Raw genomic sequence first — 22872 nt, forward strand, 5'->3', positions numbered from 1 at the left:
CCCGTACCCGCCTCCCGCGCTTTCACACAGGGCGCCCGCCGTTTTCTGCACTCCGTCCGCACGGTCGTCAGCACGCTTAGCATATGGTGGCAGGAGGAGGAGGAGCAGCGGGTCTCCTGCGCCCGGCGAAGGCATTGACAGCGCCGCCGGCGGCACGGCCCGCGGCATCCGCGACGACACGGACGGGGAGCGATTCATGCGGCAGGGAGACACCACGACGGCGGATTTCGGCGGGCGGCAGGACACCGCGAGATCGGTGGGGCCCGTGCTCGCGCCGTTCGAGGGCGTCCGCAGGATCGCCGTGCTGCGCGGAGGCGGCCTGGGTGACCTCATGTTCGCGATGCCCGCCCTCGCGGCCCTGAAGGACCGCTACCCGGACGCCTCCATCACCCTCCTGGGCATGCCGGGGCACGCGGCGTTGCTGGGCGGCCGGCCCGGTCCGGTGTCCGAGGTCCTGGAGCTGCCCGTCTCCCCCGGTGTCCGCCCCGGCGAGGAGGATCCCGACGCCGTGGACCGGTTCTTCGCCGGCCTCCACGGGACCTTCGACCTCGCGGTGCAGCTGCACGGCGGAGGTCGCAACTCCAACCCCTTCCTGCTGCGCCTCGGGGCCCGCCACACCATCGGGACCCGGACGCCCGACGCCGTGGCGCTCGAGCGGACCATCCCGTACGTCTACTACCAGCACGAGGTGTTCCGCGCCCTGGAGGTGGTGGGCCTGGCAGGCGCCGTGCCGCGGGATCTCGAGCCGCGCGTGGAGGTGCTGCCCGGCGAGGTGGAGCGCGCTGCGCAGCTGACCGGCGCCCGCCCGGTGGTCGCGCTGCACCCCGGCGCCACGGATCCGCGCCGGCGGTGGCCGTCGTCGTCGTTCGCGGAGGTCGCCGTGCGCGCCGCGGCGGACGGGTGCGAGGTCGTGGTGGTCGGGGATGCCACGGACGTGCCGATGGCTGAGGAGATCGTCCGGCTGGCGCACGAGGCGGCTCCTGCGGCGGACGTCCGGTCGCTCGCGGGACGACTGACGCTCGGAGAACTGAGCGGTGTGCTGGACCGCAGCGCGGTGATGGTCGGCAACGACAGCGGGCCCCGGCACCTGGCCCAGGCGGTCGGCACGCCGACGGTCGGCGTCTACTGGATCGGCAACGTCATCAACGCCGGGGCGATGGGGCGCAGCCTCCACCGCGTGCACTTCTCGTGGGTGGCGCAGTGCCCGGTGTGCGGCGTGGACGTCAGGCAGGTGGGCTGGACGGCCGAACGCTGCGAGCACGATGACTCGTTCGTCGCGGCCGTCCAGCCCGATGCCGTCTACGCGGACGTGGCCGAACTCAGGGCCACGAGCCTTCTTCTGCGTGGGCGATGACCATCTCGCGGATCTCACAGCTCTTGGGCTGTGAGAGCGCGAAGAGGATCGCCTCGGCCACGCGCTCGGGATCGTTGAGGCGGGAATCGTCTTGCGGCTTGTACTGCTCGTCGCGGTCGTCGAAGAACCGGGTCTTCATGCCGCCGGGGATGATCGTGGTGACGCCGATCTGGCCGGCGGTCTCCGCGGCGAGGGCCTGCGTGAAGCCCATGACCCCGAACTTCGAGGCGCAGTAGGCCGTCGCGTCGCCCACGGCCTTGATGCCGAGCGTCGAGGCGATGGTGACCACGCGGCCGTGCGTCTGCTTCAGGTAGGGCAGGGCGGCACGCGCGGTGGACGCGGTGCCCATGAGGTTCACGCCGATCACCATCTCCCACTGGTCCGCGGGCACGGTGTCGAGCGCCCCGCACCGGTCGATCCCGGCCGCGGTCACGACGGCGTCCAGGCCGCCCAGGGTCTCCGCGGCCTCACGGACCGCCGCCTCCACGGCCCCGCGGTCGGCGACGTCCACCTCGAAGGCCTTGACGCCGCTCACGCGGCTGATGTCGCGGTCCAGGACCACGGGGGTGCCACCGGCCTTGATGACGCCCTGAACGATGGCCGCGCCGAGGCCCGAGCCCCCGCCCGTCACCAGGACACGTCCCGGGTTGTACCCGGCGCCTGCCGGGGCTGCTGCCGGTTGTGCTGTGTTCTCGGTCATGCTGTTCCTTTCGTGGTGTCGCTCCCGGCCGTTCTGCAGGGCCGGGCGCTGGTCTGCAGAACGTCAGCCCACGCGGGCGAGCGCTGCTGCAAGCTTCGTGGTGGAGCGGGCCGGGATGTACGGGACGGTGACGGTCCTGCCACCCCAGCTGCTCACGAGGGCGGCCTCGGGCAGGTCCTCGGCGGCGTAGTCCCCGCCCTTGACCCAGATGTCGGGCTGGAGGCGGGAGATGGCGTTCTCGGGCGTCGACTCGCCGAACACGAGGACGGCGTCCACGCACTCGAGGGCGGAGAGCAGTTCGGCGCGGTCCTCCTGCTTGATGATGGGCCGGCTCTCGCCCTTCAGTCCCCGCACCGACTCGTCCGAGTTGAGGAGGACGATCAGGCAGTCGCCGAGCTGCCGTGCGGCCGCGAGCGTGCGGGCGTGGCCGGCGTGGAGGAGGTCGAAGCATCCGCCCGTCGCGACCACGGTGCCCCCGGCCTCCCGGGTGCGGCGTGCGACCTCGAGGGCGTCGATACCGTCGACGGGCAGCTGCTGCGGAGCCTCCAGGCGCCGGCCCATCGCGCCCACGCCGCCGGAGGCGAGGAAGCGCGCCGCGGCGTCGGTGGCCTGCTGGGCGGCCGCGTCGATCGGGTCCCCGGCGGCCAGGCCGAGGGCGAGCGCCGAGGCGAAGCGGTCCCCCGCACCGCACGGATCGCCGGCGCTGACGCGGGGTGCCGGGACCACCTGGGGCAGGAGTCCGGCTGCGGCCACGAGGGCGCCGTGTTCGCCCATCGTGACGAGGACGGCCCGGCTGCGCCAGGCGGCCAGCAGGACGTCGGCGGCGGCCGCGGCGGCGCGCGTGCCCGAGCCCTGCACGTCGGCGAACCGGAGGGCCTCGCCGAGGTTGGGGGTCACGGCGGCGACGCCGGGCACGGGCTGCGCGCCGGACGGGTGGGGGTCCCAGACCACGGGGACGGAGGCGGCGAGGTCCTCGAGGCGTGCCCGCAGCGACTCCTCGGCGAGCAGCCCCCGGCCGTAGTCCGCGGCGATGATCGCATCCGCGCCGTCGAGCGCCGCCAGCATCTCCGCGGTGCAGCCGGGGGCGGGGGGCGGGGCGCATCCCTCGTCGAAGCGCACCACGGGCTGGCCGGAAGCCCGCACCCGCGTCTTGACGGGGGTCGGGGCGCCGGAGGGACCGGCGACGACGTCGATGCCGTCGAGCTCGGCGCGGAGCAGCCCCGCGGCGTCGTCGTCCCCGAGGACCGTCACGAGGACGGCCTCGTGGCCGTCGGCCTCGAGCATGCGGGCCACCAGGCCCGCTCCACCGGCGCGGCGCCGGACGGTGTCGACGTCCACGACGGGCACGGGCGCGTCGGGCGACAGGCGCCCTGCCCCGCCCGAGAGATCGGTGTCGAGCAGGACGTCGCCCACCACCACGATCCTCATCGCTGCTCCTCCTGCCGGCGGCGCAGCACTTCGGCGTCGAAGGCCCGGCAGATGGCGTGGAGGGCGATCAGGTGGCCCTCCTGGGCGTTGGCGGACTGCGCGTCGACCGCGACGAAGTCGTCCACCCGCTCCGTCAGCGGATTCGGGCCCGCCCCCGTGAGCGCCCACGTGGTGATCCCCGCGGCGCGGGCGGCGTCGGCGGCGTGCAGCAGGTTGGGGCTCTTGCCGCTCGTGCTCAGGAGCACGAGGATGTCGCCCTCGCGTCCATGGGCGCTCACCTGCCGGGCGAACACGCGGTCGAACCCGTAGTCGTTGGCGATGGCCGTGACCGCCGAGCTCTCGGCGTGGAGCGAGATGGCCGAGAACGGCTCGCGCTCGCCGTCGAACCGGCCCACGAGCTCCGCAGTGAGGTGCTGCGCCTCGGCGGCGGACCCGCCGTTGCCGGCGGCGAGCAGGCGCTGGCCGGCCATGAGCCGGTCCGCCATCTCCACACCCCAGCCGGCGAGTGTGCCGACGTTCTGCAGCAAGGACTCGACGGCCGGGGCGACCGAGCGCAGGTGGTCCGTCACGATGCGCCGCGAGTCCGCCTCCGGGTTCGCCGGGCTCCCGGCCGCGCCGGGTGCCTGGGGGTGCCTACTGCGCACGTGCGCCGCGGTGCCGGCGGCGGTGGTCCTGTCCGCGGATACCTCGGTGATGTCGGTGGTCTCAGTGGTCACAGTGCCCTGCCTCCCGTGCTCTCGAGTCGACGCGCGGCGCTCCGCCGCGCTGTGGCCGGTTCTGCGGGCGCTGCCGCGCCCAGGGCCGTCTGGTATGCCTTCTCCGTGTCGGCGGCGATGCGGCTCCACGAGTAGCGGGCCTTCACGCGCCGGTAGCCGTTGTCGCCGAGCTCCGCGGCCCACTCCGGGTCCGAGACCACCTCGGCGATGGCGGCCGCGATGGCGGCCGGGTCCTGGGGCGGCACGTGGAGGCCGGTCTTGCCGTCCACCACGGTGTCCACGAGTCCGCCGACGGCGGCGGCGATCACGGGGACGCCGCACCCCATCGCCTCGAGCGGCACGATGCCGAACGGCTCGTACCACGGCGCGCACACGACGGCGTCGGCGCTGCGCAGGACGGCCGGCATCTCAGCGCGGGACACCTGGCCCCGCAGCACCACGCGGTCCTCCACCCCGAGCTCGGCGGCGAGCGCACGCAGGCGCCGGGCCTCCGGGTCGCCGTCAAGCCCCGCAGTGGTGCCCGGGCCGCCCACGATGACGAGTTCGACGTCGTCACGGCCGGTGGCGGCGAGCTCGCGCATCGCGCGGATGACGAGGTCCATGCCCTTGCGGGGCACGAGCCTCCCGACGCTCACGATGCGGTGGGCCCTGCCGCGCTCCTCGACGGGTCCCTGCGGGGTGAACAGCCCGAGGTCCACGCCGCAGGGGGCGATCGAGACGCGGCTGCCGGGGATGCCCATGGCCTTGAGCTCGAAGACCTCGTCGGAGCAGGTCGCGACCACGCGGTCGGCGCTGCGGCCCACCATGGCCTCGAGCATGAGGCGCTCGGACGGGCTGGTGTCCTCCCCGCCCTGGTGGCGGCGCTTGACCGTCCCCAGGGCGTGGAAGGTCTGGACGACCTGCACGGGCCGGCCGGCACTGCGGGACTGGCGGGCGGCGTCGAGGGCGGCGATGCCGGACATCCAGAAGTGCCCGTGCACGATGTCGGGGGCGTCCTCGCCCCAGTCCCCGACGATGCCCTCTGCGAACTCGCTCATGTAGGGCAGCAGCATGTCCTTCGGGACGCTCTGCACGGGGCCCGCGGTGATGTGCACCACCTCGAGCCGGGGGTCGGTGCGGACACGGTCCGGCAGGGCGGGATCGTCGCGGCGCGTGTACACCGTGACGTCGTGTCCCCGGCGCGCGAGGGCGAGGGACAGCTCGGCCACGTGGACGTTCTGCCCGCCGGCATCGACGCCCCCGAGGGCCGCGAGCGGGCTGGCATGCTCAGACACCATCGATATCCTCACTGCGCTTTCCTTTCTGTTGCCGCCGGGACCCGGTGCCGCAGGGGCTCGCGCGTCAGGACGTCGTCCCAGTCGGCGAGGAAACGGGCCAGTCCGTAGCGTGCGAGTGCTGCTTCCCGTGCGGCCAGTCCCCGCGTCCTGGCCTCGTCGGGATCGTCGATGAGGCGGGACGCCATCCGGACGAGGTCCTCGATGCTGGTCGAGATCGCCCCGGCCTCCGGCGGTACCGCGCGTGCGGCCTCCGTGGTCGCGAGCGCCAGCACGGGGAGCCCCACGTGCATGGCCTCCAGGAGCGAGAGCCCGAGCGAGGTCCACCGCAGCGGGTGCACGTAGGCACGCGACCGGCCCAGGCGGGCGTGCAGTTCCCTCATGGGCAGGTCGCCGCCGATGCGCAGCTCGCCGGGACCGAGGTCCAGCGTGTCCGCGAGACGGTCCGTGCCCATGCCGAAGACCTCCAGGGGTGCGACGCCGGCGAAGCGCGGCAGCAGGTCGGTGCCGGTGATGCGCCCGCGCCGCACGGGCTCGTTGACGACGGCGGCCAGCTGCTCGAGCTCCCCCGTGTAGAGGTAGCCGGGGTCGACGATGCCGTGCTCGATCACCGTGGTCCTCGCGACGCCGCTGTCCCAGAACAGCTCGTTGAAGTGGGTCACGTGCACCACGGGGATGTCCGTCTGTTCCGCGAGGGGATGCACCGTGCCCACGATGTCGCGGCGTGGCGTGTTGTGCTCGAGGAAAACGGCCGGCAGGTCCCGGCCGGGCGTGCGTCCGAGGAGCCGCTCGCACTCGGCGATCTCCTCGACGCGCTGCAGGACGACGACGTCGATGTCGGCGTCCGCCAGGTCCTGCGGCGCCACCTCCACGACGGACGCCGGCCAGTCCCGCCCGGCCCGGCCCAGTCCCCACGGACCGCCCTCGGGCGTGGTGGGCAGCACGTAGGTGTGGGACCCTCGCACGAAGGCGTCGGTCCACCCTCCGTGGACGTGCCATAACAGGATCCTCATCGGTTTCCCCTCGTTGTTCTGCGGCCGTCGGTGCGGCCGATGCTACGGCGTGAGCCCAGTGACGATACTCCGGAACCGAGCCGGAGGACGGCGTCCACCACGTCCTCCGGGGAGACGGTGGACAGGCAGGGGTGGCCCTGGACGGGGCAGATCCTGGCCCTGCTGAGGGCGCACGCCGCGCTCTGGTCCCCGAGGAGCTCCACGGGGACGCGGTACGGCGCCCAGCGGATTGCGGGGACCACGGGCGAGAAGAGGCAGACCACGGGGGTGCCCACGGCCGCCGCCAGGTGCGCCGGGCCGGTGTTCCCCGTGATGACCACGGATGCTCCCGCGATGACCGATCCCAGGGTCGCCAGGTCCGTCCGGCCCCCGAGATCGAGCGCCTCCGGCCCGGCGACGGTGGAGGTGAGATCCGTCTCGCTCGGTCCGCCGGTGACGACCACGCGGAACCCTGCAGCGGTGAGGAGTTCCACGGCGGCCGCGTGGTGGAGCGGCGGCCAGGCGCGGGCCGGGACCGACGCCCCGGGATGGACGACGACGTACGGACCCTTCCCCACGAGGTCGGAGGAATCGGCGAGGCCGGTGACCTGCAGCCGGCCGTCGTCGCCCGGCGGGAGGGCATACCCCGCGGCCTCCGCGATGCCGAGGGCGCGCTCGGCCTCGGGCTGGTCCTCGGGGAAGTCCTCGCCGGGCTTGAGCCGCACGTCGAGGAGGGATCCGGCGTAGTCGACGGACGCGCCGGCGATCCGGCGCACCCCGGCGAGCCGGAGCAGCAGGGCGAGCGGCAGCGGCGACTGGTGGAACGAGGTCAGCAGGACCGCCTCGTCCACGTCCAGGTCGACCACCGTCTCGTGCAGCGCTCCGACCAGCTCGGGCGTGGGCTCGGGCGGCGGGTCGACGATCCAGGGGGCCGACCACACGGCGACGTCGACGACGCCCGGGAGCAGCCGTGCGGCGGCGGCTCCCTGCGGCCCGCACAGCATGACGACGTCGTTCGGGGAGTCGCCGTGGTCGCCGGCGGCGACGGCGCGGACGGCCGGTCCGGCGAGCAGGACGTCGCCGGCACTGTCGAGGCGCGCGACGAGGACGCGCCGCCTCACGGTGTCTCCGCCCACAGCGTCGCGACGGCCTCGGCGAGGTCCCCTGCGACGGCCGGAGCAGCGCGGATCTCGTCCTCGAGCGTGATGTCCGTCGGCACGAGCACGCCGCGCGCGCCGGCGGCCGCCGCGGCGCCCATGTCCGCCCCGATGTCACCGATCACCGCGACGTCGGAGGGGTCGAGGTCCAGCCGGGCGCTCGCGGCGAGGACCATGCCGGGACCGGGCTTGCGGCACGCGCAGCCGTCGTCGGCTCCGTGGGGGCACACCTCCCAGACCGCGAAGGGACCGAGCAGCTCCTCCACCCGGGCGTTGACGGCGTCGACCTGCTCCCGCGTGACGAAGCCGCGGGCGATCCCCGACTGGTTGGTGACGACGCCCACCGGGATGCCGCGCAGGCGCAGTCCGTCGAGGACCTCCCGTGCGCCCGGCATGGGCTGCACGAGCGAGGGGTTCCCGTTGTACGGGACGTCCACGACGATGGTCCCGTCGCGGTCGAACAGGACCGCCCTGGGAGCTGTCCGTGGACGATCGGCCGAAGTGTGCATAGTGGCTTAGTTCCCGGGAAGAAGCAGTACTAAACACTTTCCGCCGAACTTCTTCTCCTGCTGCTCCTCCGGTTCCTTCCCGCCGCCCCGCCCCCGGACGCCCGTACCGGGACGCGGAGGAACCTCTGGCAGGATGATCGGCATGACTTCCGAGGGCTCCACCGCCGCGATCGACCAGCCCGCCCCCACCGCTTCCGTGCGCATCCCGGCGTCCACTCCCGCCCCCGACGGCCGCCCGGAGATCCTCGCGCTGCGCGCGCTGAAGCTCGGCGACCTCCTCGTCGCGGTGCCTGCGCTCAAGGGCCTGCGCCGCGCCTTCCCCGAGCACCGGATCCTCTACGCGGCCCAGGAATGGCTGCGGCCCATCGTGGGCCTCACCGACGCCATCGACGACCTCCTGCCGACGCACGGCCTCGACGACCCGCTGCCCATCGAGCACGGACGGATCGACCTCGCCGTGAACCTGCACGGCAGCGGCGGCGAGAGCAGGGCACGCCTCGAGGAGATCGGCGCGAAGCGGCGCATGGGCCACCGCTCACCCGGCTGGGACGGACCCGAGTGGCGTGACGGCATCCTCGAACGCGAGCGCTGGGCCTCCCTGGTCAGCTGGCACGGCGTCCCCGCGGACCCGCTGGACTGCCGCCTGCGGGTGCCCGAGGGAAGCAGCCCGGCACCGGACGCCGTCGTCGTCCACGTCGGCGCGGCCTACGGCAGCCGCCTCTGGCCCGTGGACCGCTTCGCCGAGGTGGCGCGCACCCTGGCCGCCGCAGGGCACCGGGTCCTGTTCACGGGCAGCGGCAAGGAGCGCCCCCGGGCACTCGCCGTCGCCGATGCCGCGGACCTGCCCGAGGACACGGTGGCGGCGGGAGAGCTGCCGCTGGACCGCTTCGCCGCGCTGATCGCCGGCGCGTCCCTCGTGATCTCCGCCGACACCGGAGCCGCGCACCTGGCCTCGGCCTACACCCGCCCGTCGGTGATCCTGTTCGGCCCGGCGCCCGCCTCGGAGTGGGGACCGCCGCCCGGACCGCACACGGTGCTGACCGACGAGTCGCTGCGCCTCGGGGAGACCTTCTCGCCCACCCCGGACCCGGCCCTGATGGCGGTCACGGTGGAGCAGGTGCTCGCCGCCGCGGCCGACCACGGCATCTCCTAGGACGCAGGCCGGACGTCACAGGGCCTCGGGCCAGGGTTTTCAGGCCAGGGTTTTCAGGCCATTCGCGGCCGCGCCACCTGGACCGGCGCGGACGGGACGCCGAGCAGCCTCTTCTGCAGCTTCACCAGGATCCGCGCCAGGCTCCGCGACACCTGCATCTGCGACATCCCGAGCTCGTCGCCGATGCCCTGCTGGGTCTGCTCCATGAAGTACCGGCGGTAGAGGAGCTCCTTCTCGCCGGCGTCGAGCTCGTTCACGGCGCTGCGCAGCGAGATCATGTCGTCGCTGCGCTCGATGCCGTTGGAGTCGCTCGCGAGCGTGTCGGCCCAGGTGCGGCCCTCGAACGGTGCGTCGAGCGAGTCGGGGCGCAGGCTCGAGTGGGAGGCCTGCGCTTCGAGGATCTTCCTCTCGGGCCACCCCAGTTCCAGTCCCAGTTCCCGCGCGGTGGGTTCGCGTCGGAGGCGCTGCGCCATCGCGGGAGCCGCGCGGGCGATCTCCGTGCGGAGGTCCTGGACGTCCCGTGGCGGGCGGACCACCCAGCAGGAGTCCCTGAGGTAACGCTTGATCTCACCGTTGATCGTGGGTACGGCGAAGGAGGCGAACGGAACGCCGAGGGTGGCATCGAAACGCTGGACCGCCTTGATGAGTCCGAGGTAGGCGACCTGCCGGATGTCGGAGGCCTCCGGCCCCGAGGACGCGAAGGAGCGGGCCACGGACTCGGCGATCTCCATGTGCCGCAGGGCGATGTCGTCCTGCAGCGCAGCCTTCAGGGGACGACCGGGGCCTGTGCCACCCGTCGGATGACCGACGGGTTCGACCGAGGCGGCATGCGCCGGCAGGGCGTCCCGGATCGGCTCGGGGGCGGCGGTGCTCTGCATGCTGTTCTCCGTCAGGCGTTGGACACTCACGCTTCCCAACAAAACATCAGCGTGCTTAGCACGCAAGTGCCATCGCCGTCCTGACCGATTTCAGCAGGGGTCTTTCCTTTTCCTGCCGGCACAGGTAGTGGTATCCGGCGGGCGGAGGTGCCCCGGGCACGGAAAAGCCCCTTGCCGGAGGCAAGGGGCCCGGGGGACGCGGCGCGGGGCGTCAGTTCAGAAGGGTGGCCGCGGGTCCGGACCCGCCAGGACCCTCGAGGGCCACACCCTCCTGCGCGCCGGCGCCCGACGCCGTCCAGTTCCAGCGCGGCGCGCCCAGTTCGCGGATGACGGTCTGGAGGTGCTTGCGCAGTTCCTCCGACACGAGTCCCCCGCCGGCGACGAGCGTGCGTTCGATGTCCTCGGCGGCGTCGAGGACCCGACGGCCCGCGGGTGAGATCGACACCATGTGCGAGCGCCGGTCGAGGTCGTTCCGCACCCGCGTCACGTGCCCCCTGGTCTCGAGCCGTGAGAGGGTCTTGCCCATCGTCTGCGCCTGCACGCGGACGATCTGCGCGAGGCTCGCCTGGGTCATCGCACCCTGGTCCGCGAGGACGCCGAGGGCGATCACGCCGGCGTGCGTGACGCCGATGTCGACCAGCCGCTCGTTCCACGCGTGCTCGACGAGGCGGGCCGCCGTCGTCAGCAGGCGACCCGTGGGCCATTGCTCCAGATCGGGCATAGAACCGTGCACTTCCTCTCGCTCGCAGACCCGGTGGCGGTCCTCGCCCCACGGGTCCTCCACCTATGATAGCTAGGCCGGCCGGTCAGGTCCTCCCCGTCGCGTCCACGGACCCTGCGAGGAGGCGGAGCCGCCGCCCGAACCGTCAGAACCCCAGGAGTATGCATGTCGCAACGACTAGCCGCCGGTGATCGTGCCCCCGACTTCACGCTGATGGACGCCGAGGGCAACAGTGTCGCCCTGTCCTCGCTCAGGGGCAGCCGGGTGGTGGTGTACTTCTATCCGGCCGCCGCGACGCCGGGGTGCACCACCGAGGCCTGCGACTTCCGGGACAATCTGGCCTCGCTCGCGGGGGCCGGCTACCGGGTGCTGGGGATCTCCCCCGACCCGGTCGGCAAGCTCGCGGCGTTCGCCGAGCAGGAGTCCCTGAACTTCCCGCTGCTCTCCGACGAGGACCACGCCGTCGCCGAGGCCTACGGCGCCTGGGGCGAGAAGAAGAACTACGGCAGGACCTACGAGGGACTCATCCGCTCGACGGTGGTCGTGGACGGCGAGGGGAATGTCGCCGTGGCACAGTACAACGTCCGGGCCACAGGCCACGTCGCCAAGCTGCGACGCGACCTCGGCATCGACCAGTAGCCGGCGCCGGGGCCGTCACGGCGTTGGCGATACAGTAGGAACGGATGTCCCATCGGGACATCCGGGCGTGAGTGGCGGAATTGGCAGACGCGCTGGATTTAGGTTCCAGTGTCTTCGGACGTAGGGGTTCAAGTCCCCTCTCGCGCACCATCAGCACCTCCGGCACCCATGGCCGGACGGGTGCCCAGAGCCCCGCCGGGCCGTGACGCCCGGCGGGGCTCTTCCGTGCCCGCCAATAGTCGGGATTCCATCCTCGCGGGTCGGACGCCGTCGCCGAGGCCGGTGGGAGCGCAGCACATGGTCGGATGTGCTCCGGAGAAGTCCCTGCAGAAAACGAACCCATCCACCCCCACGGGTCGTCCGAAGTATCTCCGAGACATCGACACGATGTGTTTCACCGCCACTCACCCACCACGGGCGCCCGCTGGGACGCCTTCTACGGAGGACAACTCATGGAAATCACCAAGCGCAGGAATCTCTCGATCCTCGGCATCGCAGCCATCTCGATGATGGGCCTCGCGGCCTGTGGCGGCGGCGACGAAGCGGCCTCGGAGTCCACCCCGAGCAGCTCCGCCAGCAGCATGGCGAGCGAGAGCAGCATGGCGAGCGAGAGCGGCATGGCGAGCGAGAGCGGCATGGCGAGCGAGTCGGCGTCGGCCGACGCCACTCCGAGCGCCTCGGCCTCCGCCGACGCCGCGATGGACCCAGCAGCCAACCTCGTGGGCCCCGGCTGCGCCGGGTACGCCGAGCAGGTCCCCTCCGGCGCCGGCTCCGTGGAGGGCATGGCCCTCGATCCCGTGACGACCGCGGCATCGAACAACCCGATCCTGACCCAGCTGACCGCTGCGGTCACGGGCGGCATCAACCCCGACGTCGACCTCGTGGACACCCTCAACAGCGGCGAGTTCACCGTCTTCGCCCCCGTCGACACCGCCTTCGAGGCCCTGCCCGCCGAGGCCGTCGAGGGCCTGAAGACCGACACCGAGGGCCTCACCAGCATCCTCACCTACCACGTGGTCCCCGGCAAGATCCAGCCCTCCGAGCTCATGGGCACCACGCAGACCACGGCGCAGGGCGCGACCCTCGAGGTCACCGGCTCCGGGGACGCGCTCATGGTCAACGACGCCAACGTGATCTGCGGCGGCGTCCAGACCCAGAACGCCGTCGTCTACCTGGTGGACACCGTCCTCATGCCCCCCGCTGCCGGCTAGGGACTGCTGACCACCCCGGCCCACCCCTCTGACGTGGCCCGGGGCACCGGACGGACCCCCTCACCCTCGCGGTGAGGGGGTCCGTCCGTTCGTCAGGGGGTGGCCGTCGGCCCCGATTCCTGCACGGCACGGACAGGGTCATCACCTAGACTTGGGCTTCCAGACACCCGGGTCCCGCTGGACCGGGCCCCCCTGCCATCGGAGACCGAAGCTCGTGAAGACCCCTGCCGCGCGCCGCATCCGCCACGGACGGGGCGCCCGCGGCATGGTCCCGCTGGCGACGGCACTGGTCACCGCGGTCTCCCTCGTGGCCTGTACGGCCGGGGAGGTCACCCCGCCCCAGCCCACCCCCACCATGACCACCGCGGCCACCGGCACGTCCACCTTCACCTTCGGGACCGCGGCCGACCCCCGGACCCTCGATCCCGCACTGGCCAACGACACCGAGTCCTACCGCGTGACGCAGCAGATCCTCGAGGGACTGGTCGGCGTGGACCCGCTCACCTCCGAGCCCACGGCACTGCTGGCGGAGTCCTGGGAGGAACAGGACTCCGGCCGGGCCTACGAGTTCACGCTCCGGCAGGGCGTCGTCTTCCACGACGGCCGGCCGTTCGACGCCCAGGCGGTCTGCGCCAACTTCGACCGCTGGTACACCATGCCCGCCGCCGCACGGACCGGCGCCCCCCACCTGCCCTTCGAGAACGTGTTCAAGGCCTTCTCCGACAATCCGGAGCTCAGCCTCTACGAGGGCTGTTCCGCGACCGGCGCCTACACCGCCACCCTGCGCCTGGCCGGCAGGATCACCGGCCTCATCCCGGCGCTCGCCGCCCCGGCCTTCGCCATGTCCTCCCCCGTCGCGCTGCAGGCCGGAGCGGCCGACACCCTCAGCGAGTCCCGGGAGGGCAACGCCGTCTCCCGCTACGGCCTGGCGCCGGTGGGGACGGGACCCTTCCGGTTCACCTCGTGGGAGCCGGGCGCCGTCGCACTCGCCTCCTCCCCGGACTACTGGGGCGACCGCGGCGAGGTCGAGGAAGTGCTCTTCACCACCATCCCGAACCCCGACTCCCGGGCCCGCGCCCTCACGTCGGGGCGGATCGACGGCTACGACTTCGTCAGTGTCGACAGCGCCGTCGACCTCGCCCGCAACGGGCTCCAGTTCCTCCAGCGGGACCCCTACTCGGTGCTGTACCTCGGCATGAACGAGGCCTTCCCGGGCGTCGACGACCTCCTCTTCCGCCGCGCCGTCGCCCACGCCATCGACAAGGACGCCCTGATCGACGGCCGCTTCCTGAACGGCACGAAGCCTGCCCGCCAGTTCATCCCGGAGAAGCTCGGTGTGAGCAACGAGACGGTGCAGGACTACGGGCACGATCTCGACCTCGCGAGGGAACTGCTGGAGGAATCCGGCTACGACGGGCGCGAACTGCCCTTCTACTACCCGCGCAACGTCTCCCGTGCGTACCTGCCGGCACCCGAGAAGGCCTACGCCGAGCTCAGCCGGCAGCTGACCGAGGCCGGTTTCAACATCCGGCCCGTACCGGTCGACTGGAGCGACGACTACGTGGCGACGGTCCAGGGATCCGGCGAGCGGGCCTTCCACCTCCTCGGCTGGAGCGGGAGCTACCAGGATCCCGACAACTTCGTCGGCGCGCTCTTCGGCGGCCGCAACCAGGAGTTCGCCTACGACGATCCGCAGCTGTTCAGCAAGATCAACCGGGCACGCGGACTGCCCGGCGGCGAGGACCGTACGGAGGCCTACGCCGACATCAGTGCACAGATCGCCAACAGGATCCCCGCCGTCCCGCTCGCCTTCCCCATCTCCGCCCTGGCGATGAGCGCGCGCGTGAGGACGTACCCCGTCAGCCCGGTGATGCACGAGGTCTTCAACCGCATCGACCTCGCGGACGCCGAGCCTCTTCCCGAGCCCTCCGGCCAGGGCGACGGGGACCCCGCTGATTTAGGGAGTGTCACTCCCAGCGGCTAGGCTTTCCCTGCTACGACCTCGCGACTGGAGACAACGTTGACCACTAGTAATCTGGGCACCCCTGCCAGGACCACCGACGTCGTGCTGATCGGCGGTGGGATCATGAGCGCCACACTCGGCGCCTTCCTCCGGCAGCTCCAGCCCGAATGGGACATCTCGCTCTTCGAGCGGCTCGACGTCGCCGGCCTCGAGAGCTCCGACCCCTGGAACAACGCCGGCACGGGCCACTCCGCCCTCTGCGAGCTGAACTACTCCCCCGCGGGCAAGGACGGCTCCGTGGACCCGGCCAAGGCCGTCGCCATCAACGAGCAGTTCCAGGTGTCACGGCAGTTCTGGTCGCACCTGGTGTCCGAGGGGCACATCGGCGACCCGCGCAGCTTCATCAACCCCGTGCCGCACATGAGCTTCGTCTGGGGCCAGGCGAACGCCCAGTACCTGCGCAGGCGCTACGAGGCACTGAGCCCGCAGCCGCTGTTCAACACCATGGAGCACAGCGAGGACCACGACACCATCGCCGGCTGGACGCCACTGGTCATGAAGGGCCGCAACCCGTCCCAGCCCGTCGCGGCGTCCCGGGTCGAGGGCGGCACCGACGTTGACTTCGGTGCCCTGACCCGCCAGCTCACCGGTTACCTCGAGGGCACCGGCGTCGACCTCCACTACGGCTTCGACGTGCTCGACGTCGCCCGCGCCACCGACGGCCGCTGGGACGTCAAGATTAAGAACAGGGCCACCGGGGCGTCCAGCACCGTGACCACGAGATTCGTCTTCATCGGCGCCGGTGGCGGCGCCCTGCACCTGCTGCAGCGCAGCGGCATCCCCGAGGGCCGCGGCTTCGCGGGCTTCCCCGTCTCCGGCCAGTTCCTGCGGTGCACCGACGCGGAGCTTGTCAGCCAGCACAACGCCAAGGTCTACGGCCAGGCGTCCGTGGGCGCCCCGCCCATGTCCGTGCCGCACCTCGACACGCGCTTCGTCCAGGGCGAGCGCTCCCTGCTCTTCGGGCCCTACGCCGGGTTCTCGACGAAATTCCTCAAGCGGGGCTCCTACCTGGACCTGCCCTCGTCCATCAGGCCCTCCAACCTCGTGCCGATGCTGGCGGTCGGCAAGGACAACATGTCCCTGACGAAGTACCTCATCACCGAGGTGCTGAAGAACCGCGACGCCAAGAACGAGTCGCTCAACGAGTTCCTCCCGAGCGCGGACGGCAGCAGCTGGGAACTGATCTCGGCGGGTCAGCGTGTGCAGGTCATCAAGAAGGCCCCGAAGAAAGGCGGCGTACTGCAGTTCGGCACCGAGGTCATCACCTCCTCGGACGGCTCGGTGGGAGCCCTGTTGGGAGCATCCCCCGGCGCCTCCACGGCCGCCCCGATCATGGTCGAACTGCTCAAGCGCTGTTTCCCGGCCAAGATCGCCGACTGGGAGCCGAAGCTCAAGGAGATGCTGCCCGGCTACGGAGTCAAGCTCAACGAGAACCCGTCCCTGGCCTCCGAGGTGCAGTCGCTCACCGACCGGGTCCTCAAACTCAAGTAACGACGGCGGTCCCGGCCCGCGGGGCGCCCGCCAGCATCGAAGGCAGGTCCCTTGTTCCGTCTGGCCCAGCTCTCCCTCGGCAACCGTGCCCTGATCGCGCTCATCACCGTCTTCGCGTCGGTCTTCGGCGTGATCACGCTCGGGTCCCTCAAGCAGGAACTGATCCCCTCGCTCGAGTTCCCGCAGATCACGGTGCTGTCCGCCGTGCCGGGTGCCTCCCCGACGTACCTCGACCAGCAGGTCAGCGAACCGCTCGAGGCGGCGCTCAGCGGCGTCGAGGGGCTGGAGTCATCGTCGTCCACCTCGCGCACGGGCGTCTCTACCGTGAGCCTCGTCTTCGTGTACGGCACCGACCTCGACCGCGCGAGGGCACAGGTGGACCGGGCCATCTCGACGGTCCGCCCCACGCTTCCCGAGGACGTGGAACCGCAGGCACTCGCCGGCAGCATCAGCGATCTGCCCATCGTGTTCATGGCGGTCTCGTCCGACCAGACCCTCAGTGAGCTCAACGGCGACCTCGCGCGGCTGACCGTCCCCCGGCTGCAGAAGATCGACGGCGTGCGGACCGCGGACGTCTCCGGCGGCACCACGCAGCACGTGGCGATCCTGCCGCGGGCCGGAGCGCTGGAGGGGGCCGGACTGACCGTCAGCGACCTCACCAGCACGCTCGAGGACAACGGCGCGCTCTTCCCGGTCGGCACCCTCGAGGAGGATCCCCGCTCGCTGACCATCCAGGCGGGCAGCCAGATCGGGTCGCTCGAGGACATCGAGGCCCTGCCGGTGCTCCCCTCGTCGTCGTCCTCCGGCGACACCGGTGGATCCGGCTCGGCGCAGCCCGGAGCCGCGACCGGCGGAGGGACGGCGCCCGGCGGCAGCGCACCGGGCGCCTCCCCGGATGCGCCGGCCGGTACGTCAGCGCCCGCTTCGCCCGCGCCCGCGCGGGGCCCGGTCGCCACCATCGGCGGGATCGCCGACGTCCGCCTGGCCGACGACGAGGCCACCTCCGTCACGCGGACCAACGGGGTGGAGACGCTCGCCCTCTCGGTGACCAAGGTGCCCGACGGCGACACGGTGGAGATCTCCCAGCAGATCGTGGCCCTCGTCCCCGAGCTCGAGGCGGAGCTCGGCAACGCCGCGGACATCACGGTGGTGTTCGACCAGGCGCCGTTCATCGAGAGCAGCATCGACGACCTCACCACCGAGGGGATCCTGGGCCTCGGGTTCGCCGTGCTGATCATCCTCGTCTTCCTCCTCTCGGTCCGCTCCACGCTGGTGACCGCCATCTCCATCCCGCTGTCCCTGCTCATCACGTTCATCGGGCTTTACGCGGCGGGCTACTCCCTCAACCTGCTGACCCTCGGAGCACTGACGATCGCCATCGGGCGCGTGGTCGACGATTCCATCGTCGTGATCGAGAACATCAAGCGGCACCTCGGCTACGGCGAGGAGAAGCGCGAGGCCATCCTGACCGCGGTCCGGGAGGTCGCCGGGGCCATCACCGCCTCGACCCTCACCACCGTCGCCGTCTTCGCGCCGATCGGCTTCGTCGGCGGCCTCGCGGGCGAGCTCTTCCGCCCCTTCGCCGTCACGACGGGCATCGCGCTCCTGGCGTCCCTGGCCGTGTCGCTGACGATCATCCCGGTACTGGCCTACTGGTTCCTCCCCCGCACCGCGCCCTCCCGCCGGGGAGCACGCCACGCGGCGCCCGTGCCGGATGACGGCGCCCGGGAGGCCCCCGTACCCGAACGCCCGTCACTGCTCCAGCGTGGTTACCTGCCGATCCTGACCGGGACACAGCGCCATCCCGTCGTCACGCTCGTCAGCGGGCTGATCGTGCTGGGCGCGACGGCGGCGATGGTCCCGTTCCTGCCCACGAACCTCCTCGGCGGTTCCGGGCAGAACAGCTTCTCCCTCACGCAGACCCTCCCGCCGGGCTCCAGCCTCGCGACCACCGCGGAGGCGGCCGGCCGCACCGAGGAGATCTTGGCCGACAACCCCGAGATCAGGGACGTCCAGCTGACCGTCGGCAACGCGGAGGGGGGTTTCGCCGCCCAGTTCTCCGGCGGGGCCTCCGTGGCGACCTTCACCGTCATCACCGACGAGGAGGCGGACCAGGAGACACTCCAGGAGTCGGTCCGCAAGGACCTCGAGGGACTGTCGGACGCCGGAAGCTTCTCCCTGTCGAGCCAGCAGGGCGGCTTCGGGACGTCCAGCACCATCGACGTGGACATCACCGCTCCCGCCGGCGAGGACCTCGAATCCGCGAACGCCGCCGTCCTCGACGGCATGCAGGGGCTCGAAGGTGCGGGCGAGGTCTCGAGCAACCTCTCCGCGGCATCGCCGCAGGTCCAGATCGACGTGGACCGGGCCGCCGCCGTCGCCGCGGGCCTCAGCGAGGGCCAGATCGCCGCGCTGCTGGGCGGCAGCATCAGCCCCGTCCCGGCCGGCTCCGTGCGGTTCGACGCCGACGACTTCCCGGTGCTGATCGGCGAGGGCACACGCATCACGAGCCTCGAGCAGCTCCGCACCCTCCAGGTCCCGGCGGCACGCGGGCCCGTCCCCCTGACCGACGTCGCCTCGGTGGAGGAGGTGCAGGTGCCGCTCTCCGTCACGAGCACGAACGGGGAGCGGACCGCCCGTGTCTCGATCACGCCGGCCGGGGACGACCTCGGCAGCCTGACCACCGCCGTCACCGAACGGCTCGAGGACATCGACCTGCCCGCGGGTGCGACCGCCACGGTGGGCGGTGCCTCGACCCAGCAGGTGGAGTCCTTCGACCAGCTGTTCCTGGCGCTCTGGGCGGCCGTCGCGATCGTCTACGTCATCATGGTGGCCACGTTCAAGAGCCTCGTACAGCCCCTGATCCTGCTCGTGTCGATCCCCTTCGCGGCCACGGGCGCCATCGCCCTGCTGCTGATCACCCGGATCCCGCTCGGGCTGCCCTCGCTCATCGGCATGCTGATGCTCGTGGGCATCGTGGTGACGAACGCGATCGTGCTGATCGACCTCATCAACCAGTACCGCCTGCCGCGGAACGGGTCGCCGGGCCTGCCGGTCGCCGAGGCGATCCGCGAGGGTGCCCGCCAGCGGCTCCGGCCCATCCTCATGACGGCGCTGGCCACGATCTTCGCGCTCACCCCGATGGCCCTGGGCCTCACCGGCGAGGGCGGGTTCATCTCGCAGCCGCTGGCCGTCGTCGTGATCGGCGGGCTCGTCTCCTCGACGGCGCTCACGCTCGTCCTCGTCCCGGTCCTGTACCGGCTCGTCGAGGGGCGTCGCGAGGAACGGGCCCAGCGTCGGGCTGCCGCCTGAGGCCTCGCATCCGGCAGCGGCGCCGCGGAGGGGCGCCGCGTATACTTGATGCAAACACATCGATTGCCGGGCCGACCGGCGGGAGGCCGGGCAGCAGCCATGGGCGAGGAGTCGAACACCGCCGTCGGGCAGCCCGGGCGGGCTCACGACGGCGAGGGCACGGGTGCGTCGGTCCGGCAGGCGTCGGAGACCTGGGAGGCCCTCTTCCGTGCGCAGGTGGGCGTGATGCGCCGCATCCGGCAGGATCCCGCGTTCCGGGAACTGCCCATCGGCGAGTACGACGTCCTGTTCAACCTCAGCCGGTGTCCCGGTGGCTGGACCCGCCTGAACGAACTCAACAACCACCTGCTGATCAGCCAGCCCAGCCTCAGCCGCATGGTGGACCGTCTCGAGGCGAGGAACCTCGTGCGCAGGCGCCCCGCCGAGAAGGACCACCGCGGCGTGGAGCTGGGGCTGACCGACGAGGGCAGGGCGCTGCAGCGACGGATCGGCTCGGCGCACGTCCACCGCATCCATGACGTGCTGGCTCCGGTCCTGGACCCCGCGGAGATGGACCAGCTGAAGGCCCTGACGGACAAGATCAACGCCGCCCTGGAGCGGTAGCCCCGCCCCGGGAAGCGGCTGCAGGGCCGGCGGTCAGCGGAGGGCCAGGCGTTCGGCCGCATGATCGACAGGCAGCTCGTCGACCGTCGCGGTCACCGTCAGGCCCGAGAGCTGCAGGGAACCGCCCACCGTGGAGACGAGCGCGGTGTCGGTCGCGTCCCTTCCCGTCGCGATGCGCAGCATCGAGGCACGTGGGGCGAGCCCCGTGGCATCCAGCAGGTGCCACGTGCCGTCCACCCACGCCTCGACGACGGCGTGGAAGTCCATCGGGCTGAGACCCGGCGCGTACACGGAGGCGAGGCGGGCAGGGATGTCCCGGGCCCGCAGGAGCGCGATCACGAGGTGGGCGTAGTCGCGGCAGACGCCCCGGCGGGCGAGGAGGGTGTCCACCGCGCCGTCGGTGAACCCGGAGGAGCCCGGGACGTAGGAGAGCTCGGCCGCGACCCAGTCCCGCACGCCCTGCATCAGGTCCACACCGCGGAGGTCGGGGAACTGCGCGTAGGCGGTGGGCAGGATCCTGTCCGACTCGCAGTAGCGGCTCGGCCGCACGTAGCGCACGAGGTCGACGTCGTCCAGCGGCGCCGGGGCGGCGTTCCCCGTGACCTGCGCGCGGTAGCGCACGCGGATGGACGAGGCCCGCGGCGTGCGGAACACGTGCAGCCGCGTGCCGTCCCTGTCCTCGAGCGGGCGGAGCTCGGCCGGTTCACCGTCGATCAGCACGGCCAGCTCCTCCTCGACGGCCGTGTAGCTCCCCGGGGCGGCCAGGGCGATGGACAGGACGACCTCTGTACCCGCGATGGTCGTGGCATCGAGGTCGGCGGAGACGGTGCGCTGCATGGTTCGTTGCTCCCGGTAGGTGGCAGGTCCGCCCCCAACTCTATGCTGGGGCGAGGGCGCACCATCAACGCCGGACGGGCACCACCGGACCCGGGCAGGAGCCCCGGGCAGGAGAGGAACACATGAGCGACTTCACAGCGGACTCGATCGGCGATCTGGGGGGACGGCGCGCGGTCATCACCGGTGCCAACAGCGGGCTGGGCCTGCAGACCGCCGTCGGACTCGCCCGGAAGGGCGCGCACGTGGTGCTGGCCTGCCGCAACGAGGAGCGCGGGCGGGGCGCCGAGGCGCGGGTGCGGTCCCTGAGCGGGAGCGGGGAGGTCGAGATGCGCGTGCTCGACCTCGCGAGCCTCTCATCGGTCCGCGCGTTCGCCGCAGCCCTGGACGGGCCAGTGCACCTGCTCGTGAACAACGCGGGCGTCATGGCCACGCCGAGGTCCACCACGGCGGACGGGTTCGAACTGCAGTTCGGCACCAATCACCTCGGTCATTTCGCGCTGACGGGCCTGCTGCTGCCGAACCTGCGCGCGGCAGGGTCCCCGCGCGTCGTCACTCTCTCGAGCATCGCCCACAGGCGGGGGCGCATCGACTTCGGGGACCTGCAGTCGGAGCGCCGGTACAGCCGGTGGGGTGCCTACGGCCAGAGCAAGATCGCGAACCTGTACTTCATGGTGGAGCTCGACCGCCGGGCGCGCGCCGCGGGCTGGGACCTCACCTCCGTGGCGGCGCACCCGGGGCTCGCCAACACGAACCTGACCGCCGGCATGCAGGCCCCGGTGCTCGACGCCTTCGGGGGCTTCCTCAAGCTCATGGGCCAGTCCGATGCCGCCGGCGCCCTGCCCACGCTGTACGCGGCGACGGCGCCCGATGTACGGGGCGGCGATTACTACGGCCCGTCCGGGCCCGGGGAGACCCGCGGCGCTCCCCGCCTCGTGGCCCCCGTGCCCCGCGTGCTCGACCAGGACATCGCGGTGCGGTTGTGGAACCGCAGCGCCGAACTGACCGGGGTGGACTACACGGCCCTGCGGCCCGCCGCCTGACGCCCTGCCTGGTCTCCCGTCCGGCGTCCCGTCAGCCGGCCGGAGCGGGCTCCACGCGGACTGAACGGACCATCTCGCGGATGGTGGCGAACTCCGGGGTGTCGTAGTACGCCTCGGCTTCCCCGATCGTGCCGAAGGAGACCGTCCCCGGTCCGGTGTTCGCCGGAGCCTTCGGAGCCAGCACCTCGAGGTCGCCGAAGCTGAACCGCCCGAGGGCCTCGCCGCCCTGGACCGTGTTGGGAAGGGAACACGCGAGACCGTCAGCCCCGCCCACCTGGTCCGTGATGCCGTAGGAACCGAAGAAGCGGAATCCGGTGATGATCCGGACCACGAAGCGCGGTTCGATACCGGCGGCCGGCGCACCGCCGGTCGTGTCGAGGGGTTCGCTGCCGAGGACGTAGTACGGAGTGCGCTGCGCGTCGGGGCAGGGGTCCTCGGGCGCCAGGATGCCGGAGTGCAGCTCTGCGGCCGTGGTCCCCTCCGGCGTGCGGACGGCGTAGTGCAGCGAGTCCGGCGCATAGGCACCGGGCTCCGGCTCGAGCGGTTGCACGACCCACGCCTGCGGCAGCTCGAAGCTGATGAGCCGTCCGGGATCGGTGAACACCTTCCAGCCCTCGCGCGCCTGTCGCAGCGGCGCGGCGGCCGGCTCGGACGTCGGTGACGCGGTCGCCGACGCCGACGGGACTCCGCCGTCGTCGCCCTGCAGCGTGGAACACGACGGCAGCAGGAGGCCCACGAGCGCGGCGGCGAGGACGCCCTGCAGGACGCGACGGGTATCCCGCCCGCTGGTCGGTATCTGGTTCATCTGCGCTCCCCTCCGGGCGGCTCGGTGCG

General features: G+C 72.1%; 20 protein-coding genes and 1 tRNA gene. 10 read left to right on the forward strand and 11 right to left on the reverse strand.

Annotated features, from left to right (window positions below):
• Nucleotides 1–196 precede the first annotated feature (196 nt).
• Entirely contained in the window at nucleotides 197–1354 is a 1158-nt protein-coding gene (locus tag CI785_RS04650; RefSeq protein ID WP_105030921.1) for a glycosyltransferase family 9 protein, read from the forward strand.
• Here the strand turns inward: CI785_RS04650 and CI785_RS04655 are convergent.
• From CI785_RS04655 to CI785_RS04685, 7 genes are all read right to left on the reverse strand, one after another.
• The gene (locus tag CI785_RS04655; RefSeq protein ID WP_105030922.1) at nucleotides 1320–2054 is read right to left on the reverse strand and encodes an SDR family oxidoreductase; all 735 of its coding nucleotides are present in this window, start codon (nucleotides 2052–2054) and stop codon (nucleotides 1320–1322) included. The two genes, CI785_RS04650 and CI785_RS04655, sit on opposite strands and share 35 nt — an antisense overlap.
• A gap of 63 nt (nucleotides 2055–2117) precedes the next feature.
• On the reverse strand, nucleotides 2118–3482 hold the full coding sequence (locus CI785_RS04660; RefSeq protein WP_105030923.1) for a PfkB family carbohydrate kinase: 1365 nt from the start codon (nucleotides 3480–3482) through the stop codon (nucleotides 2118–2120).
• On the reverse strand, nucleotides 3479–4054 hold the full coding sequence (locus CI785_RS04665) for a D-sedoheptulose-7-phosphate isomerase (protein ID WP_240615013.1): 576 nt from the start codon (nucleotides 4052–4054) through the stop codon (nucleotides 3479–3481). Before CI785_RS04665 ends, CI785_RS04660 begins: the two co-directional genes overlap by 4 nt.
• Before the next feature lie 140 nt (nucleotides 4055–4194).
• The gene (locus CI785_RS04670) at nucleotides 4195–5487 is read right to left on the reverse strand and encodes a glycosyltransferase (RefSeq protein WP_105030924.1); all 1293 of its coding nucleotides are present in this window, start codon (nucleotides 5485–5487) and stop codon (nucleotides 4195–4197) included.
• Nucleotides 5484–6485 carry a glycosyltransferase gene (locus tag CI785_RS04675; protein WP_105030925.1) on the reverse strand — a complete coding sequence of 334 codons (1002 nt, stop codon included), beginning with the start codon at nucleotides 6483–6485 and terminating at the stop codon, nucleotides 5484–5486. Before CI785_RS04675 ends, CI785_RS04670 begins: the two co-directional genes overlap by 4 nt.
• Nucleotides 6482–7585, reverse strand: coding sequence for a glycosyltransferase family 9 protein (locus CI785_RS04680; protein ID WP_105030926.1), 1104 nt, complete (start codon nucleotides 7583–7585; stop codon nucleotides 6482–6484). Before CI785_RS04680 ends, CI785_RS04675 begins: the two co-directional genes overlap by 4 nt.
• Nucleotides 7582–8130, reverse strand: a complete 549-nt coding sequence (locus tag CI785_RS04685) for a D-glycero-alpha-D-manno-heptose-1,7-bisphosphate 7-phosphatase (RefSeq protein ID WP_105030927.1) — start codon at nucleotides 8128–8130, stop codon at nucleotides 7582–7584. The genes CI785_RS04680 and CI785_RS04685 overlap by 4 nt, the downstream gene beginning before the upstream one ends.
• A gap of 142 nt (nucleotides 8131–8272) precedes the next feature.
• Between CI785_RS04685 and CI785_RS04690 the strand changes: the two genes are divergently transcribed.
• Nucleotides 8273–9283, forward strand: coding sequence for a glycosyltransferase family 9 protein (locus tag CI785_RS04690; RefSeq protein WP_105031017.1), 1011 nt, complete (start codon nucleotides 8273–8275; stop codon nucleotides 9281–9283).
• A gap of 53 nt (nucleotides 9284–9336) precedes the next feature.
• Here CI785_RS04690 and CI785_RS04695 read toward each other — a convergent pair whose 3' ends face one another.
• The gene (locus CI785_RS04695) at nucleotides 9337–10161 is read right to left on the reverse strand and encodes a sigma-70 family RNA polymerase sigma factor (RefSeq protein ID WP_105030928.1); all 825 of its coding nucleotides are present in this window, start codon (nucleotides 10159–10161) and stop codon (nucleotides 9337–9339) included.
• A gap of 211 nt (nucleotides 10162–10372) precedes the next feature.
• On the reverse strand, nucleotides 10373–10882 hold the full coding sequence (locus tag CI785_RS04700) for a MarR family winged helix-turn-helix transcriptional regulator (RefSeq protein WP_105030929.1): 510 nt from the start codon (nucleotides 10880–10882) through the stop codon (nucleotides 10373–10375).
• Nucleotides 10883–11047: 165 nt separating this feature from the next.
• Between CI785_RS04700 and bcp the strand changes: the two genes are divergently transcribed.
• From bcp to CI785_RS04735, 7 genes are all read left to right on the forward strand, one after another.
• Nucleotides 11048–11521 (forward strand): thioredoxin-dependent thiol peroxidase, encoded by a 474-nt coding sequence (bcp, locus tag CI785_RS04705; RefSeq protein ID WP_105030930.1) that lies wholly within the window; start codon nucleotides 11048–11050, stop codon nucleotides 11519–11521.
• Between the two features lie 65 nt (nucleotides 11522–11586).
• Nucleotides 11587–11671, forward strand: a tRNA-Leu gene (locus CI785_RS04710).
• A 302-nt stretch (nucleotides 11672–11973) separates the two neighbouring features.
• On the forward strand, nucleotides 11974–12732 hold the full coding sequence (locus CI785_RS04715) for a fasciclin domain-containing protein (protein ID WP_105030931.1): 759 nt from the start codon (nucleotides 11974–11976) through the stop codon (nucleotides 12730–12732).
• Nucleotides 12733–12946: 214 nt separating this feature from the next.
• The gene (locus tag CI785_RS04720; RefSeq protein ID WP_240615002.1) at nucleotides 12947–14716 is read left to right on the forward strand and encodes an ABC transporter substrate-binding protein; all 1770 of its coding nucleotides are present in this window, start codon (nucleotides 12947–12949) and stop codon (nucleotides 14714–14716) included.
• A gap of 36 nt (nucleotides 14717–14752) precedes the next feature.
• On the forward strand, nucleotides 14753–16246 hold the full coding sequence (locus CI785_RS04725; protein WP_276308004.1) for a malate:quinone oxidoreductase: 1494 nt from the start codon (nucleotides 14753–14755) through the stop codon (nucleotides 16244–16246).
• A 51-nt stretch (nucleotides 16247–16297) separates the two neighbouring features.
• Complete coding sequence (locus CI785_RS04730; RefSeq protein ID WP_105030932.1) at nucleotides 16298–19558, forward strand: efflux RND transporter permease subunit; 3261 nt, start codon at nucleotides 16298–16300, stop codon at nucleotides 19556–19558.
• 99 nt (nucleotides 19559–19657) lie between these two features.
• Nucleotides 19658–20161, forward strand: coding sequence for a MarR family winged helix-turn-helix transcriptional regulator (locus tag CI785_RS04735; RefSeq protein ID WP_105030933.1), 504 nt, complete (start codon nucleotides 19658–19660; stop codon nucleotides 20159–20161).
• Between the two features lie 33 nt (nucleotides 20162–20194).
• Here the strand turns inward: CI785_RS04735 and CI785_RS04740 are convergent, their stop codons facing one another.
• The gene (locus CI785_RS04740; protein ID WP_105030934.1) at nucleotides 20195–20998 is read right to left on the reverse strand and encodes a transglutaminase-like domain-containing protein; all 804 of its coding nucleotides are present in this window, start codon (nucleotides 20996–20998) and stop codon (nucleotides 20195–20197) included.
• 122 nt (nucleotides 20999–21120) lie between these two features.
• Here CI785_RS04740 and CI785_RS04745 point away from each other — a divergent pair, with 122 nt between their 5' ends.
• Nucleotides 21121–22038, forward strand: a complete 918-nt coding sequence (locus tag CI785_RS04745; RefSeq protein ID WP_105030935.1) for an oxidoreductase — start codon at nucleotides 21121–21123, stop codon at nucleotides 22036–22038.
• Nucleotides 22039–22069: 31 nt separating this feature from the next.
• On the opposite strand, the gene CI785_RS04750 is transcribed toward CI785_RS04745, so the two are convergent.
• Nucleotides 22070–22843, reverse strand: coding sequence for a hypothetical protein (locus tag CI785_RS04750; protein WP_105030936.1), 774 nt, complete (start codon nucleotides 22841–22843; stop codon nucleotides 22070–22072).
• Between the last annotated feature and the right edge of the window lie 29 nt (nucleotides 22844–22872).

Source organism: Arthrobacter ruber (assembly GCF_002954225.1).
In the GTDB taxonomy this organism is placed as follows: Bacteria; Actinomycetota; Actinomycetes; order Actinomycetales; family Micrococcaceae; genus Arthrobacter_D; species Arthrobacter_D ruber.

What these genes read in the sequence shown, in the direction of transcription:
- CI785_RS04650 (WP_105030921.1), top strand. Translation starts at nt 197, where the DNA reads ATGCGGCAGGGAGACACCACGACGGCGGATTTCGGCGGGCGGCAGGAC.
- CI785_RS04715 (WP_105030931.1), top strand. Translation starts at nt 11,974, where the DNA reads ATGGAAATCACCAAGCGCAGGAATCTCTCGATCCTCGGCATCGCAGCC.
- CI785_RS04660 (WP_105030923.1), bottom strand. Translation starts at nt 3,482, where the DNA reads ATGAGGATCGTGGTGGTGGGCGACGTCCTGCTCGACACCGATCTCTCG.
- CI785_RS04655 (WP_105030922.1), bottom strand. Translation starts at nt 2,054, where the DNA reads ATGACCGAGAACACAGCACAACCGGCAGCAGCCCCGGCAGGCGCCGGG.
- CI785_RS04690 (WP_105031017.1), top strand. Translation starts at nt 8,273, where the DNA reads ATGACTTCCGAGGGCTCCACCGCCGCGATCGACCAGCCCGCCCCCACC.
- bcp (WP_105030930.1), top strand. Translation starts at nt 11,048, where the DNA reads ATGTCGCAACGACTAGCCGCCGGTGATCGTGCCCCCGACTTCACGCTG.
- CI785_RS04745 (WP_105030935.1), top strand. Translation starts at nt 21,121, where the DNA reads ATGAGCGACTTCACAGCGGACTCGATCGGCGATCTGGGGGGACGGCGC.
- CI785_RS04675 (WP_105030925.1), bottom strand. Translation starts at nt 6,485, where the DNA reads ATGAGGATCCTGTTATGGCACGTCCACGGAGGGTGGACCGACGCCTTC.
- CI785_RS04750 (WP_105030936.1), bottom strand. Translation starts at nt 22,843, where the DNA reads ATGAACCAGATACCGACCAGCGGGCGGGATACCCGTCGCGTCCTGCAG.
- CI785_RS04735 (WP_105030933.1), top strand. Translation starts at nt 19,658, where the DNA reads ATGGGCGAGGAGTCGAACACCGCCGTCGGGCAGCCCGGGCGGGCTCAC.
- CI785_RS04685 (WP_105030927.1), bottom strand. Translation starts at nt 8,130, where the DNA reads ATGCACACTTCGGCCGATCGTCCACGGACAGCTCCCAGGGCGGTCCTG.
- CI785_RS04700 (WP_105030929.1), bottom strand. Translation starts at nt 10,882, where the DNA reads ATGCCCGATCTGGAGCAATGGCCCACGGGTCGCCTGCTGACGACGGCG.
- CI785_RS04695 (WP_105030928.1), bottom strand. Translation starts at nt 10,161, where the DNA reads ATGCAGAGCACCGCCGCCCCCGAGCCGATCCGGGACGCCCTGCCGGCG.
- CI785_RS04740 (WP_105030934.1), bottom strand. Translation starts at nt 20,998, where the DNA reads ATGCAGCGCACCGTCTCCGCCGACCTCGATGCCACGACCATCGCGGGT.